Origin of the sequence: Streptomyces sp. SM1 (assembly GCF_002910825.1) — a bacterium.
Taxonomy (GTDB): Bacteria; Actinomycetota; Actinomycetes; order Streptomycetales; family Streptomycetaceae; genus Streptomyces; species Streptomyces okerensis.
Map to the genome: position 1 here is coordinate 1 of NZ_NEUB01001034.1, position 14,808 is coordinate 14,808.

A 14,808-nucleotide genomic window follows, 5' to 3' on the forward strand; every position below is an offset into this window, starting at 1 on the left:
ATCGAGGGGGCGGCCCGCGACCAGGGGCTCGCCGCCGTCGACCTGCACGCGCAGACGCACGCCCTGGGCTTCTACGAGCGACTGGGGTACGAGGCGTACGGACCGGAGTTCCCGGACGCCGGCATGCCCCACCGGGCCATGCGGCGCGCACTGTAGCCCGGGTCCGCGAGCACGCCGGCGGGGCGGCGGCATGGCAGGCTGGACGTCCGCCGAGCGATCACCGACCCCCCCCGGGAGCACTGACCGTGGATCAGTTGGGCCTGCTGTTCGCCCTGTTGCTCGGGGCCGTGGTGAGCGTTCCCGTGGGGGAACGGCTGAGGCTGCCGGCGCCGGTGCTGATGACGGTCTTCGGGATCGTCCTGGCGCTGCTGGAGTTCGTCCCCGACGTCGACGTCCCGCCGGAACTGATCCTGCCGCTGCTGCTGCCGCCCCTGCTCTACGCCGCCGTGCGCCGCACGTCCTGGCGGCAGTTCGCGGCGAACGTCCGGCCGATCCTGCTGCTGGCCGTGGCGCTGGTCTTCGTCACCACCCTGTGTGTGGCCGTCGTCGCCCACGCGATCGTGCCGGGGCTGCCGCTGGCCGCCGCCATCGCCCTCGGCGCCCTGGTCGCGCCGCCCGACCCGGTCGCGGCGACCGCCGTCGCCGGAAAGCTGGGGCTGCCCCGCCGGCTGGTGTCGATCCTGGAGGGCGAGGGCCTCTTCAACGACGTCACCGCCATCGTGCTCTACCACGTGGCGATCGCGGCCGCCGTGAGCGGCACCTTCTCGCCCTGGCGGGCCGGTCTCGACCTGGTGCTGTCGGCGGTGGTCGCCATCGCCGTCGGGCTCGTCCTCGGCTGGTGCACCAACAAGGCGATGGGACTGCTCGGCGACCCGACCCTGCAGGTCGCCCTGACCCTGCTGGTGCCGTTCGCCTCCTACGTCCTGGCCGAGGAACTGCACGGCTCGGGCGTCCTCGGGGTGCTCGTCACCGCGCTGTTTTTGATGGAGTACGCCACGGACGCCGACGATGTCACGGTCCGGCTCGCCGGTCACACCTTCTGGGACATCGTGGACACCCTCGTCACCGGTGTCGCCTTCGGGCTGGTCGGCCTCGAACTGCACAACGCGGTCGACACCGCGGCCGGGCACTGGGGCGAGCTGCTCACCTGGGCGGGGGCGGTCGTGGGCGTGGTCGTCCTGGTCCGGCTGGCGTGGCTGCTGCCGGCGACCTGGCTGACGAAGCGGCTGCACACCGCGCGGGACGTCGGCGAGGAGATCCCGGTGAGCTGGCGCGAGACCGTGGTGATGTGGTGGTCGGGGATGCGCGGGGTGGCGTCCGTCGCGCTGGCCCTCGCCATCCCGCTGGAGACCGACGGGGGCGGCGACTTCCCCGCGCGGGGCGAGATCGTCTTCATCGCGTTCGGTGTGGTGCTGGGGACGCTGCTGGTCCAGGGGCTCACCCTGCCGTGGCTGGTGAACCGGCTGGGGGTACGGGGCGACACCGGGCACGAGAAGGACTTCGAGCGGCAGCTGGCCCTCCGGGCGGCGAGGGCGGCGAAGCGCAGGCTGCGGGAGATCGAGCAGGTCGAGGAGCTGCCGGAGGAGCTGTCCGAGCAGATGCTGCGCAGGGCGTTCGACATCGGGGTGCGGATCAGCCCGGATCTGGCGGAGGACGAGCGGCGGGAGGCGTACCGGCAGCGGGCGCTGCGGCTGAGGCGGGTGCGGCGGATCGAGGGCGAGATGCTGAGCGCCGCCCGGCACGAGGTGCTGACGGCGCGCGGCGAGCACGGCGCGGACCCCGAGGTGGTGGACCGGGTGCTGCGCCGGCTGGACGTGCGCAGTCTCCGGTGAGTGCCGCCCGGTTACCGCTCTCGGCGGCTTTCTGTTCGTAGGGTCTGGGCATGACGCGCAACGTTGTGATCAGCGGGGGCGGTACCGGGATCGGACTGGCCACCGCGCGGGTGTTCGCCGCCGACGGGGACCGGGTGCTGCTGCTCGGGCGGCGCGGGGACGTACTCGAACGGGCGGCGGTGCCCGGCGCCCTGACCCACGCGGCCGACCTGGCCGACCCGGAGGCCGTACGGGGCGTGGCGGGATTCGTGGGCCGCGAGTTCGGCGCCGTGGACGTCCTCATCCACTCCGCCGGGGGCAACGGGCTGCTGGAACCCCCGGTCGGCGGCGACGACCCGCTCGATGCGGTCGCCCGCGACTGGACGGTCAACTTCCGGCTCAACGTGCTGACCGCCGTCCTGCTCACAGAGGCCCTGAGGGACCGGCTCGCCGAACCCGGCGGGCGGGTGCTGTTCCTCAGCTCCATCGCCGCCCACCGGGGCTCCGGACGGGTGTCGTACGCGGCGGCCAAGGCGTCGCTGCACCCGTACGCCCATGACCTGGCCCGGCGGCTGGGCCCGCACGGCATCACCGTGAACGTCGTCGCGCCGGGCTACATCCAGGACACCGGGTTCTTCGGCGACGGCCCGGACGAGGAGCGGCGGGCCCGGCTGGTCGCCGAGACGTCGAACAAGCGCGCCGGAACGCCCGGGGACGTCGCCGCGACCCTGCACTGGCTCGCCTCTCCGGGCGCCGGACACATCACCTCACAGATCATCCAGGTCAACGGGGGCGCCGAACGCGGCCACTGAGGGAGGCTCAGCGCCCCTTCGGATGCTGGTGGACCCGCCGGGCCGCCGGGACGCCCGGTATCCCGTCGGGGGAGCGGTGGCCGCCCCGGCCGGGCGGCAGCACCGCGTCGGCCGCGTTGACCCGGGGCAGGGCGTAGGGGTGCTCGGCGGCCAGCCAGCGGAGCATCTGCTCGCGGACCGTGACCCGCACCGTCCAGATGTCGTCCGCGTCCTTGGCCGTCGCCAGGGCCCGCACCTCCATGGTGCTCGGGGTGCTGTCCGTCACGGTCAGGTTGTAGGCGCGGCCGTCCCAGGCCGGGCACTCCCGGAGGATGTCGCGGAGCCTGTCGCGCATCGCGTCCAGCGGGGCGGAGTGGTCGAGGTGCCAGAAGACCGTGCCGGTCATCTGCGGTGTGCCGCGCGACCAGTTCTCGAACGGCTTGGACGTGAAGTACGACACCGGCATGGTGATCCGGCGCTCGTCCCAGGTGCGCACGGTGAGGAAGGTCAGCGTGATCTCCTCGACCGTGCCCCACTCGCCGTCCACGATCACCGTGTCGCCGATGCGGACCATGTCGCCGAAGGCGATCTGCAGCCCGGCGAACATGTTGCCCAGCGTGGACTGGGCGGCCACACCGGCGACGATGCCGAGGATTCCGGCCGAGGCCAGCAGGGAGGCCCCCGCCGCCCGCATCGCCGGGAAGGTCAGCAGCATGGCGGCCACGGCCACCACTCCGACGACCGCCGTCACCACCCGCTGGATCAGCGTCACCTGGGTGCGCACCCGGCGGACCCGGGCGGGATCCCGCTCACGGTGGGCGCTGGCGTAGCGCGTGTACGTGGTCTCCACGACCGCGAGGGCGATCCGGATCGCCAGCCAGGCGGCCGACCCGATCAGCACCAGCGAGAGGACCCTGCCGATGGCGACCTCGTCGCCCGGCAGCAGTCGTGCCTCGTCGTAGGAGCCTCTGAGCAGCGCCACACAGATCACCAGCTGGTAGGGAACGCGGGCGCGGCGCAGCAGGCCCCACAGCGGAGTCTCGCGGTGGCGTTCGTCGGCCTTGCGCAGCAGCAGGTCGGTGGCCCAGCCGAGCAGCAGGGTGAGCACGACCGAGCCGCCGACCACGATCAATGGGCGGAGCACGTCTTCCATGCCCCCGAACCTAACCGGCTCCGCGCCCGCATGAACATGTGACTTACGCCCGGACGCGGGTAGAGCCGTGATCCGGGTCTGTCACACCCTGCTGGCACCATGGGCCGCATGAACATCATGCTCTTTCACTCGGTCTACGGTCCGAGGCCCGCGGTGGCCGGGGCCGCCGACCGGCTGCGCGCGGCCGGACACGTGGTGTGGACGCCCGACCTGTTCGAGGGCCGTACGTTCGACTCGGTCGAGGAGGGCGTGGCGTACACGGAGGAGACCGGCAAGGACGAACTGCTGAAGCGGGCCGTGCTGGCCGCGGCGCCCTACTCGGAGCGCGGGCTGGTGTACGCGGGCTTCTCCTTCGGCGCCTCGGTCGCCCAGACACTGGCCCTCGGCGACGACAAGGCGCGCGGGCTGCTGCTTCTGCACGGCACGTCGGACATCGCGGAGAACATCGTGGTGGACGGGCTGCCGGTGCAGCTGCACGTCGCCGAGCCCGACCCGTTCGAGACCGACGACTGGCTCACCGCCTGGTATCTGCGGATGGGCCGGACCGGCGCCGACGTCGAGGTGTACAGATACGCGGGCGCCGGCCACCTCTACACCGATCCCGATCTGCCGGATCACGACGGGGAGGCCGCCGAGGCCACCTGGCGGGTGGCTCTCGGCTTCCTCGAGTCGCTGGAGGGCTGACCGGGCGCGGGGCCGGGCGGATCAGACGGGGTCGTGGACCCGCTCGGCCTTCTGCGTGCCACTGCGGGTGCGGTAGGAGCGGGCCCACTCCGACGTGGCGTCCGCCTCCGTGCGGCTGGAGAGCACGTAGTAGTCCATCTGCGCCCGCTCGGCGGTGATGTCCAGCACACCGTAGCCGTGGCGGTCGGTGTCGACCCAGTGGACGTGCCGGTTGGCGGCCCGGATCAGCGGTGAGGCCAGCGCGGTGACGGTGCCCTCGGGGACCTTGACGATGTCGTCGAGGTTGTCGGAGGTGACCGAGGTCACGACGAACTCCGTGGCGGCCGACGGGGACAGCGGATAGGTACCGGCGTTCACCGGCACGTCGTTGGCCCACGCCATGTGGATGTCGCCGGTGAGGAAGACCGTGTTGCGGATCGCGTTCGCCCGCAGATGGGCGAGGAGCTCACGTCGGTCGTCGGTGTAGCCGTCCCACTGGTCGGTGTTGAGGGCGAGCCCTTCCTGCGGCAGGCCCAGCAGTTTCGCGAGCGGCTTCAGCAGACTCGCGGGGAGGGATCCCACCGAGAACGGCGAGATCATCACCGAGGTGCCGACCAGCCGCCAGGTGGTGTCGGACGCCGACAGGCCCGCCTTCAGCCAGTCCAGCTGGGCGCGCCCGGTGAGCGTGCGGTCCGGGTCGTCGACGTCGCCGTCGCCGGTGGAGACCTGCTGGGAGCGGAACGAGCGCAGGTCCAGCAGGGACAGGTCGGCGAGCCTGCCGAAGCGCAGTCGGCGGTAGGTGGTGCCGGCCAGCGCGGGACGCACCGGCATCCACTCGAAGTAGGCCTGCTTGGCGGCGGCCTGGCGCGCGGCCCAGCTGCCCTCCGCGCCCTCGGTGTGGTTCCCCGCGCCGCCCGACCAGGTGTCGTTGGCGATCTCGTGGTCGTCCCAGATGGCGATGACCGGCGCCCGGGTGTGCAGGGCCTGGAGGTCGGGGTCGGTCTTGTACTTCCCGTGCCGGACGCGGTAGTCGGCGAGGGTGAGGATCTCGTGGGCGGGCGCGTGCGGTCGTACGACGGCGCCGCGGGTGCCGTACTCGCCGGTGGCGTACTCGTAGATGTAGTCGCCGAGGTGCAGCCAGGCGTCCAGGTCGCCCCGGGCCGCGAGATGGCGGTACGCCGAGAAGTGCCCCGCCTCCCAGTTGGAGCAGGAGACCACACCGAAGCGCAGCCCGGTCACCGCGGCGTCCGCGGCCGGGGCGGTGCGGGTGCGGGCGGCGGGGGAGTCGGTGCCGCCGGAGGAGAAGCGGAACCAGTAGTCGGTGGCGGGCCGCAGACCGCGGATGTCCGCCTTGACGGTGTGGTCGGAGGCGGTGGTGGCGAGGGTGGAACCCCGCGCGACGACGTCGGTGAACGCCTTGTCCCGGGCGACGGTCCAGCTCACCTCGGTGTCGGGACCGAGCCCGGAGCCGGGTATCGCCTCGGGCACGGGCGTCACCCGGGTCCACAGCAGGACCCCGTCCGGCAGTGGATCGCCGGAGGCGACACCGTGCAGGAAGGCGGGGGCCTGGCGGGCGGCCCGGGCGGGCAGGGCGGCGGCGAGCGGTCCGGCCAGCGCCGCGGTGGCGGCGGCCGCCTTGACGACCGTACGGCGCCGCGGGAAGAGGGAGTTGACGTCCGCGGTGGCGGAGAGGGCGCTCTCGGATGATCTGTGTCGACTGGTCACAGCCGAACAGGCTACTGACAGGTACACGCAAGAGCGGGCGAACTCCGATAAGTTCGCCCGCTCTTCAGCGCGACGTCAGCCGTGCCGGGACTCAGCCCTTGAGCGCCTTCTCGATGGCGGTCTTGAAGTCGTCCGGGGTCATGGGCGTGTTCTGGCCGTCCGCGCCGGTGAGCTTCTTGCCGTCCATGACGAGGCTCGGCGTGCCGTTCACCTCGTCCTCGTTGGTGTCGAAGGTGTGGGACATCGCCAGCGCCCAGGCGTCGAACGTGCCGTTCCTGACCGCGTCCTGGAACTTCTTGTTGTTCTTCAGAGCGTCGGTGGAGTCGCCTATCTCGATGAGGTAGTCGTCGTCCTTGAACTTGTCCTGCGACTCCTCGGGGTGGAACTTCGCCGAGTAGAGCGCCTCCTTGAACTCCAGGAACGCCTCCGGGCCCACGTTCAGCGCGGCACCCAGGGCGCTCATCGCGTTCTTGGAGCCCTCGCCGTTGGAGCCGACCTTCATCCGGTCGCCGTCCCCGGTGTCACCGTCGAGGAACGTTCCGCCGATGAACTGGAGCTTGTACTTGCCGGCCTCGTAGTCGCTGAGCAGGGTCGGGCCCACCGACTGCTCGAACGAGGCGCAGATCGGGCAGCGCGGGTCCTCGTACAGCTTCAGGGTCTTCTTGGCGCTGTCCTTGCCGATCACGACGGTCGTGCCGTTCTCGCCCGAGGTGTTCGCCGGGGCGACGATCTTCTGGTCCAGGGCCGCGTCCCACGCTCCGGGCTTGTTCGCCTGGACGACGGCGTAGCCGATGCCGCCGGCCGCGGCGAGGACGCCGACGACCGACAGGGCGACCACGACCTGCCGCTTGGCCTTCGCCTTCTTCGCCTCGCGCTCGCGCTCCTGGCGCAGACGCTCTCGGGCCGCCGTCTTCGCCGCCTGGCTGTTCCGCTTGCTCATGGTGATGTCTCCACGGGGGACGCACACGCTCGTGTGCGGGATACGTAAGGGGGGGGACTGCTGGTGCTCGGGGTGGTCGCCGGGGCGGGATCACCTCAGGCGAGAGCCGCGGAGCACGGCGGCCCGCGCCGCCCCAGGGAGTGTGCGAGGAGCAGGGTCCGGGCGACGGCGGCACGGCGGACCGGGCGGACCGGACGGAGCACCGCCGGAGCCCGCCGCACGGTCACCGCGGAGACCGCCAGCAGCAGCGGCCGGACCGCCGTCGAAGCCGTCGCCGCCACGGCGCTCAGCAGCTGGGCCAGCGCCCGCTCGCCGCGGCGCAGCCAGGCGGCCGCGAACAGACCGACCCCGATGTGCGCGCCGAGCAGCATCCAGGCCGTGGCCGGGTCGGCCTGGGCGAGCAGGGCCGCCAGCCGGTCACCGCCCTCGGCGCCGTGCCCGGTGACCCGGGCCAGCGGCGCTCCCACACTGGTGCCGTCGCCGCACAGCACGTCGAAACCGACGGAGCGCAGGGGGCCCGCCACGGGACCGCCCATCCGGCCGTAGCAGACGTGCTGGCCGGTGGTGAAGACCGTGTCGGCGGCCAGCTCCAGGGGGATCAGCAGGGCGGCGATCCGGCCGAAGGAACGCTCCCGTCCCGCCAGGGCGTACGCCAGGAGGAACACGGCGGCGACGACCGCGGCCACCGTGTTCAACGGCAGCGGAGCCCCGGACAGCAGCACGTGCGACGCGGTGCTGAGCGTCACGACGACTGCCGTGAACAGCGCCGCGCGGACGGCTCTGAGCTGGGTTCCGGATATGTCCATGGCGGGACCGAGTGTGTCACGTGCTCCGGTAAGGGATCCCTAAAGGGTTCCTGTGGACGGGCGGATCGTCAGAGTCCCGGGATCCTGCCGTTGCGGAACAGGTCCAGGAAGGTCTGGTGGTCGGCGCGGGCGCGGGCGCCGTAGTCGTGCGCGAAGTCGACCAGGAGGGGGACGAGGGAGTCCTCGTCGGCGGCGATCGCGGCGTCGATGGCACGCTCGGTGGAGAACGGCACCAGGGACTCGCCGGAGGTGTCGTCCGCCGCCGCGTGCATGGTCGCCGTGGCCCGGCCGAGGTCGGCGACGACCAGGGCGATCTCCTCCGGGTCGTCGATGTCGCCCCAGTCCAGGTCCACCGCGTACGGCGAGACCTCGGCGACCAGCTGACCGGAGCCGTCCAGCTCGGTCCAGCCCAGCCACGGGTCGGCGTGCGCCTGGAGGGCGCGCTGGGAGATCACCGTGCGGTGCCCCTCGTGCCGGAAGTACTCCCGGACGGCCGGATCGGTGATGTGCCGGGAGACGGCCGGGGTCTGGGCCTGCTTGATGTAGATCACCACATCGTTCTCGAGGGCGTCGCTGTGGCCCTCGAGCAGGATGTTGTACGACGGCAGCCCGGCCGAACCGATGCCGATGCCGCGGCGGCCCACGACGTCCTTCACGCGATAGGAGTCCGGGCGGGCCAGCGAGGCGTCCGGCAGCGTCTCCAGATAGCCGTCGAAGGCCGCGAGCACCTTGTAGCGGGTGGCGGCGTCCAGCTCGACCGCCCCGCCGCCCGCGGCGAAGCGGCGCTCGAAGTCGCGGATCTCGGTCATCGAGTCCAGCAGCCCGAAGCGGGTCAGCGAGCGGGCGTCGCGCAGCGCGTCCAGCAGCGGCCCCTGGGCGGTGTCCAGGGTGAAGGGCGGCACCTCGTCGCTCTTCGCGCCGGTGGCCAGCGCGTGGATCCGCTCCCGGTAGGCGGTCGCGTAGACGGTGACCAGTTCGCCGATCTGCTCGTCGCTGAGCGCCTTCGCGTAGCCGATCAGCGCCATGGAGGCGGCGAAGCGCTTGAGGTCCCAGGTGAAGGGGCCGACGTACGCCTCGTCGAAGTCGTTGACGTTGAAGACCAGGCGGCCGTTGGAGTCCATGTAGGTGCCGAAGTTCTCCGCGTGGAGATCGCCGTGGATCCACACGCGCGAGGTGCGCTCGTCCAGGAACGGCCCGCTGTACGTCCTCCCACCGCCCCGCCCGGCGTTCTCGCTGTCCAGATCGTGGTAGAAGAGGCTCGCCGTCCCGCGGTAGAAGGCGAACGCCGAGGCGGCCATCTTCCGGAACTTCACCCGGAACGCGGCCGGGTCGGCGGCCAGGAGTTCGCCGAAGGCGGTGTCGAGAACGGCGAGGATCTCCTCACCGCGGTGCTCGTCGTTGAGCTGCGGGACCGACATCGCGTGGTGCCTCCAGGTGCGGGATGTTTCGGGACGGCTGTTCCGTCCCCTGCCTAACGTGTGACACGTCACGGGAGTGCCCGTGCCACCGCCCGAAGGTACGCCGGGACACGCTCCGGGTGTCAGTGCCGGGGCATAGACTTCGACGCTGTCCCCCGGACCGTTCGCCCGCCCGTCGCCCGACCGCCACCCCTCACCGAGGCGCTCCGCGCCACCCCTGTTCGTCCCAGGAGGCCGCACCGTGTCAAAGCCGCCGTTCACGCACCTGCACGTCCACACCCAGTACTCGCTGCTGGACGGTGCCGCGCGGCTGAAGGACATGTTCGACGCCTGCAACGAGATGGGCATGACGCACATCGCCATGTCCGACCACGGCAACCTGCACGGGGCGTACGACTTCTTCCACTCCGCGGAGAAGGCCGGAGTCACGCCGATCATCGGGATCGAGGCGTACGTCGCCCCCGAGTCGCGGCGCAACAAGCGCAAGATCCAGTGGGGCCAGCCGCACCAGAAGCGCGACGACGTCTCCGGTTCCGGTGGCTACACCCACAAGACGATGTGGGCCGTGAACAGCACCGGCCTGCACAACCTGTTCAAGCTCTCCTCGGACGCGTACGCCGAGGGCTGGCTGCAGAAGTGGCCCCGGATGGACAAGGAGACCATCTCCCAGTGGTCCGAGGGGATCGTGGCCTCCACCGGCTGCCCCTCCGGCGAGGTCCAGACCCGGCTGCGCCTCGGGCACTTCGACGAGGCACTCAAGGCCGCCGCCGACTACCAGGACATCTTCGGCAAGGAGCGCTACTTCCTGGAGCTGATGGACCACGGCATCGACATCGAGCACCGGGTCCGCGACGGCCTGCTGGAGATCGGCAGGAAGCTCGGCATCCCCCCGCTGGTCACCAACGACTCGCACTACACGTACGCGCACGAGGCGACCGCCCACGACGCGCTGCTGTGCATCCAGACCGGCAAGAACCTCTCCGACCCCGACCGCTTCCGGTTCGACGGCACCGGCTACTACCTCAAGTCCACCGACGAGATGTACGCCATCGACTCCTCGGACGCCTGGCAGCAGGGCTGCGCCAACACCCGGCTGATCGCCGAGATGGTCGACACCACGGGCATGTTCGAAAAGCGCGACCTGATGCCGAAGTTCGACATCCCGGAGGGGTTCACGGAGGTCACCTGGTTCCAGGAGGAGGTCCGCCGCGGCATGGAGCGCCGCTTCCCCGGCGGCGTCCCCGAGGACCGCCGCAAGCAGGCCGAGTACGAGATGGACGTCATCATCCAGATGGGGTTCCCGGGCTACTTCCTCGTGGTCGCCGACTTCATCATGTGGGCCAAGAACCAGGGCATCGCGGTCGGCCCCGGCCGAGGGTCCGCGGCCGGTTCGATCGTGGCCTACGCCATGGGCATCACCGACCTCGACCCGATCCCGCACGGCCTGATCTTCGAGCGGTTCCTCAACCCCGAGCGCGTCTCCATGCCCGACGTCGACATCGACTTCGACGAGCGCAGGCGCGTCGAGGTGATCCGGTACGTGACGGAGAAGTACGGCGCCGACAAGGTCGCCATGATCGGCACCTACGGCAAGATCAAGGCGAAGAACGCCATCAAGGACTCCGCGCGCGTGCTGGGCTACCCGTACGCGATGGGTGACCGGCTCACCAAGGCCATGCCCGCCGACGTCCTCGGCAAGGGCATCGACCTCGACGGCATCACCAACCCCTCGCACCCGCGCTACAACGAGGCCGGCGAGATCCGCGGGATGTACGAGAACGAGCCGGACGTGAAGAAGGTCATCGACACCGCCAAGGGCGTCGAGGGCCTGGTCCGGCAGATGGGCGTGCACGCGGCCGGCGTGATCATGTCCAGCGAGCCCATCGTCGACCACGCACCGCTGTGGACACGGCACACCGACGGCGTGACCATCACCCAGTGGGACTACCCCCAGTGCGAGTCGCTGGGCCTGCTGAAGATGGACTTCCTGGGCCTGCGCAACCTCACGATCATGGACGACGCCATCAAGATGGTGAAGGCCAACAAGGGCGTCGACCTGGAGATGCTCGCCCTCCCGCTGGACGACCCCAAGACCTTCGAACTGCTCTGCCGCGGAGACACCCTCGGTGTCTTCCAGTTCGACGGCGGCCCGATGCGCTCGCTGCTCCGCCAGATGCAGCCCGACAACTTCGAGGACATCTCCGCCGTCTCGGCCCTCTACCGGCCGGGCCCGATGGGCATGAACTCGCACATCAACTACGCGGAGCGCAAGAACGGCCGCCAGGAGATCACACCGATCCACAAGGAACTGGAGGAGCCGCTCCAGGAGGTGCTCTCGGTCACCTACGGCCTGATCGTCTACCAGGAGCAGGTGCAGAAGGCCGCCCAGATCATCGCCGGCTACTCGCTCGGCGAGGCCGACATCCTCCGCCGCGTGATGGGCAAGAAGAAGCCCGACGAGCTGGCGAAGAACTTCGTCCTCTTCCAGGCGGGCGCCCGGAAGAACGGCTACAGCGACGAGGCGATCCAGGCGCTGTGGGACGTGCTGGTCCCCTTCGCCGGCTACGCGTTCAACAAGGCCCACTCCGCCGCGTACGGACTGGTGTCGTACTGGACCGGCTACCTCAAGGCCAACTACCCGGCCGAGTACATGGCCGCGCTGCTCACCTCCGTCAAGGACGACAAGGACAAGTCGGCCGTCTACCTCAACGAGTGCCGCCGCATGGGCATCAAGGTGCTCCCGCCCAACGTCAACGAGTCCGAGTCGAACTTCGCCGCGCAGGGCGACGACGTGATCCTCTTCGGCCTCTCCGCGGTGCGCAACGTCGGCACCAACGTCGTCGAGTCGATCATCAAGTCCCGCAAGGCCAAGGGGAAGTACGCCTCCTTCCCGGACTACCTCGACAAGGTCGAGGCGGTCGTCTGCAACAAGCGGACCACCGAGTCGCTGATCAAGGCCGGCGCGTTCGACTCCATGGGCCACAGCCGCAAGGGCCTCACCGCGCAGTACGAACCGATGATCGACAACGTGGTCGCGGTCAAGCGCAAGGAGGCCGAGGGGCAGTTCGACCTCTTCGGAGGCATGGGCGAGGAGGAGACCAGCGAGCCCGGCTTCGGCCTCGACGTCACCTTCACCGACGACGAGTGGGACAAGACGTACCTGCTCGCGCAGGAGCGGGAGATGCTCGGTCTCTACGTCTCCGACCACCCGCTGTTCGGCCTCGAGCACGTGCTGTCCGACAAGGCCGACGCGGGCATCTCCCAGCTCACCGGCGGCGACTTCGGCGACGGCGCGGTGGTCACCATCGGCGGGATCATCTCGGGCCTCCAGCGCAAGATGACCAAGCAGGGCAACGCCTGGGCGATCGCCACCGTGGAGGACCTCGCGGGCTCCCTCGAGTGCATGTTCTTCCCGGCGACGTACCAGCTCGTCTCGACCCAGCTCGTCGAGGACGCCGTGGTGTTCGTCAAGGGCCGGCTCGACAAGCGCGAGGACGTGCCGCGGCTGGTGGCGATGGAGCTGATGATCCCCGACCTGTCCAACGCGGGCGCCAACGCGCCCGTGGTGCTCACCATCCCGGCGACGCGCGTGACCCCGCCGATGGTCAGCCGCCTCGGTGAGATCCTCACGCACCACAGGGGCGACAGCGAGGTACGGATCAAGCTGCAGGGGCCGACGAAGACGACGGTGCTGCGTCTGGACCGGCACCGGGTCAAGCCCGACCCGGCCCTCTTCGGCGACCTGAAGGTCCTCCTCGGACCGTCCTGCCTGGCGGGTTAGCCGGGCCCCGCGTCCCGTCGGCGCGCCTGAGGGGGCGCACCCTGTGGTGGGTGCGCCCCTCGTCATGTGCCAGGGCCGCGCAACGGCCCGTCGTGCGGTCGTCAGTTGTGGCCGAAGCGCTTCTGCCGGCCCTTGCCCCGGCCTGCGTCGCCGGGCATGACCTGCGTGGTGCGCTGCTCGTCCGGGGTCTCCATCGAGGACGGCTGCGCCGCCTGCTGGGCGCGCTCGGCCTGGGGCTGCTTACGGTCACGGTTCTTGTTCTTGGCCATGGTGATGCCTCCTGTGGGGGACTAGGGGCCAGGGCCGGAACCAGATTCACACAGCCGGATGACCCACGCATGTCGGACAATTACCGCGTGTGACCGGGATGGTCGGGGGCGGAAGTGTGGAAACGCCACGCCGAAGATCGAGTTCGGGCCGTTAACCCCGGCGAGGTCGGGCAGACTCGAAGCAAGCCCGAAGCAAACCTCCCGGAAAGAGGGTGGATCGCGTGGACCGCTGCATCGTCCTGGTGGATGCCGGGTATCTGCTGGGGGCCGCCGCCAGTCTCCTCGCCGGGGAACCTTCGCGCTCCCGCATCACCGTGGACCACGCGGCTCTCATCCAGGGCCTGCGTGACCGCGCCGAGAACGACACACGGCAGCCGTTGCTGCGCATCTACTGGTTCGACGGCGCCCCCGACCGCGTCCCGCAGCCCGAGCACCGCAGGCTGCGCGTGATGCCCCGGGTCACCGTCCGGCTGGGCGCGCTCACCCGCAGCGACGGCCGCTGGGCCCAGAAGGGCGTCGACGCGGCGATGCACGCCGAGCTGACCGAACTGGCCCGCAACCGCGCCTGTTCCGACATCGTGCTGGTCACCGGGGACGGCGATCTGCTGCCCGGCATGATGGCCGCGAAGGAACACGGCGTCGCCGTCCACCTGTGGGCCGTGCAGGCGGCCGACGGTGACTACAACCAGTCCGAGGACCTGGTCGCGGAGGCCGACGAACGCCGGGTGCTGGACCGCGCGTGGATCACCCAGGCCGTACGGCCCAAGGAGTACACGGGGGTGTGCGCACCGCCGCCCGTGCCGCGGCCCGAGATCGCCGCGATCCTCTCCGCCCCGCTGCCGGACTCCGCGCTCGCCGCGGCGGCCGAGCGCACCGTGCAGGAACCGGAGCACCCCTCCGGCGCGCACAACGGAACCGCCGAGCGCGCGCCCACGGCGAAGGGCGTACCCACCCCGAAGGACCTGGCCGCGCTGCGCAGCCCCGGCCCGCCCCAGTCCCACCAGCCCCAGCCGCCGCCCTCCGCGACGCTGCGGTGGTCCTCCGACAAGGGCTGGGTCGACCGGCCCGTCGCCGAGCCGCCCGACGTCGCCTCCATGCCGACGCTGGCCCAGCTGACCACGGCGGAGCAGCGCTGGGCCGACCGCGAGGAGGACATCACCACCGTCGGCGGTGACCCCTTCGAGGTGGGGCAGGTCTTCGCCCGGCGCTGGGTGGAGCGGCTCGGCGACCAGAGCCACATCCAGAAGCTGTCCGTCATGTACCCGCGCATCCCCCACCGCGTCGACGGCGAGCTGCTGCGTTACGCGGCCCGCTTCGGCCTCCTCGCCCACAAGGACGATCAGATCGACGAACGCGACCGGTACGCCATCCGGGCGGGTTTCTGGCGCGAGCTGGACCTCCGCACGGGCACGGAGCGGGCTCCCGCCGGGGAGTGAGCGGTCGTCCGCGGC

At 70.8% G+C, this 14,808-nt stretch carries 12 protein-coding genes; 6 read left to right on the forward strand and 6 right to left on the reverse strand.

Annotation, left to right across the window (positions count from 1 at the left end; all coding sequences use genetic code 11):
* From B9S61_RS37905 to B9S61_RS37915, 3 genes are all read left to right on the forward strand, one after another.
* Positions 1-156: GNAT family N-acetyltransferase (locus tag B9S61_RS37905; RefSeq protein WP_146065044.1), on the forward strand; the 156-nt coding region annotated here is incomplete at its 5' end.
* An 83-nt stretch (positions 157-239) separates the two neighbouring features.
* Positions 240-1,832: a Na+/H+ antiporter gene (locus B9S61_RS37910; RefSeq protein ID WP_181007724.1), complete on the forward strand. Its 1,593-nt coding sequence runs from the start codon at positions 240-242 to the stop codon at positions 1,830-1,832.
* Between the two features lie 50 nt (positions 1,833-1,882).
* Complete coding sequence (locus tag B9S61_RS37915) at positions 1,883-2,623, forward strand: SDR family NAD(P)-dependent oxidoreductase (protein ID WP_103546218.1); 741 nt, start codon at positions 1,883-1,885, stop codon at positions 2,621-2,623.
* Between the two features lie 7 nt (positions 2,624-2,630).
* Here the strand turns inward: B9S61_RS37915 and B9S61_RS37920 are convergent, their stop codons facing one another.
* Positions 2,631-3,755, reverse strand: coding sequence for a mechanosensitive ion channel family protein (locus tag B9S61_RS37920; protein ID WP_103546219.1), 1,125 nt, complete (start codon positions 3,753-3,755; stop codon positions 2,631-2,633).
* Positions 3,756-3,863: 108 nt separating this feature from the next.
* On the opposite strand from B9S61_RS37920, the gene B9S61_RS37925 reads away from it, so the two are divergent.
* Complete coding sequence (locus B9S61_RS37925) at positions 3,864-4,439, forward strand: dienelactone hydrolase family protein (protein WP_103546226.1); 576 nt, start codon at positions 3,864-3,866, stop codon at positions 4,437-4,439.
* 21 nt (positions 4,440-4,460) lie between these two features.
* On the opposite strand, the gene B9S61_RS37930 is transcribed toward B9S61_RS37925, so the two are convergent.
* From B9S61_RS37930 to B9S61_RS37945, 4 genes are all read right to left on the reverse strand, one after another.
* The gene (locus B9S61_RS37930) at positions 4,461-6,143 is read right to left on the reverse strand and encodes an alkaline phosphatase (protein WP_103546220.1); all 1,683 of its coding nucleotides are present in this window, start codon (positions 6,141-6,143) and stop codon (positions 4,461-4,463) included.
* A gap of 91 nt (positions 6,144-6,234) precedes the next feature.
* Positions 6,235-7,083, reverse strand: a complete 849-nt coding sequence (locus B9S61_RS37935) for a thioredoxin domain-containing protein (protein WP_103546221.1) — start codon at positions 7,081-7,083, stop codon at positions 6,235-6,237.
* 95 nt (positions 7,084-7,178) lie between these two features.
* Positions 7,179-7,889: a hypothetical protein gene (locus B9S61_RS37940; RefSeq protein WP_103546222.1), complete on the reverse strand. Its 711-nt coding sequence runs from the start codon at positions 7,887-7,889 to the stop codon at positions 7,179-7,181.
* A 68-nt stretch (positions 7,890-7,957) separates the two neighbouring features.
* Complete coding sequence (locus B9S61_RS37945) at positions 7,958-9,307, reverse strand: DUF2252 domain-containing protein (RefSeq protein WP_103546223.1); 1,350 nt, start codon at positions 9,305-9,307, stop codon at positions 7,958-7,960.
* Positions 9,308-9,548: 241 nt separating this feature from the next.
* On the opposite strand from B9S61_RS37945, the gene dnaE reads away from it, so the two are divergent.
* Positions 9,549-13,088, forward strand: coding sequence for a DNA polymerase III subunit alpha (dnaE, locus tag B9S61_RS37950; RefSeq protein ID WP_103546224.1), 3,540 nt, complete (start codon positions 9,549-9,551; stop codon positions 13,086-13,088).
* Between the two features lie 101 nt (positions 13,089-13,189).
* Here the strand turns inward: dnaE and B9S61_RS41345 are convergent, their stop codons facing one another.
* Positions 13,190-13,357, reverse strand: coding sequence for a hypothetical protein (locus B9S61_RS41345; RefSeq protein ID WP_181007723.1), 168 nt, complete (start codon positions 13,355-13,357; stop codon positions 13,190-13,192).
* A gap of 221 nt (positions 13,358-13,578) precedes the next feature.
* Between B9S61_RS41345 and B9S61_RS37955 the strand changes: the two genes are divergently transcribed.
* Positions 13,579-14,793, forward strand: coding sequence for an NYN domain-containing protein (locus B9S61_RS37955; RefSeq protein ID WP_103546225.1), 1,215 nt, complete (start codon positions 13,579-13,581; stop codon positions 14,791-14,793).
* The last annotated feature ends 15 nt before the right edge of the window (positions 14,794-14,808 follow it).

Coding starts and splice junctions, on each gene's coding strand:
- B9S61_RS37945 (WP_103546223.1), bottom strand. CDS start 9,307: ATGTCGGTCCCGCAGCTCAACGACGAGCACCGCGGTGAGGAGATCCTC.
- B9S61_RS37925 (WP_103546226.1), top strand. CDS start 3,864: ATGAACATCATGCTCTTTCACTCGGTCTACGGTCCGAGGCCCGCGGTG.
- B9S61_RS37920 (WP_103546219.1), bottom strand. CDS start 3,755: ATGGAAGACGTGCTCCGCCCATTGATCGTGGTCGGCGGCTCGGTCGTG.
- B9S61_RS41345 (WP_181007723.1), bottom strand. CDS start 13,357: ATGGCCAAGAACAAGAACCGTGACCGTAAGCAGCCCCAGGCCGAGCGC.
- B9S61_RS37915 (WP_103546218.1), top strand. CDS start 1,883: ATGACGCGCAACGTTGTGATCAGCGGGGGCGGTACCGGGATCGGACTG.
- B9S61_RS37935 (WP_103546221.1), bottom strand. CDS start 7,083: ATGAGCAAGCGGAACAGCCAGGCGGCGAAGACGGCGGCCCGAGAGCGT.
- B9S61_RS37940 (WP_103546222.1), bottom strand. CDS start 7,889: ATGGACATATCCGGAACCCAGCTCAGAGCCGTCCGCGCGGCGCTGTTC.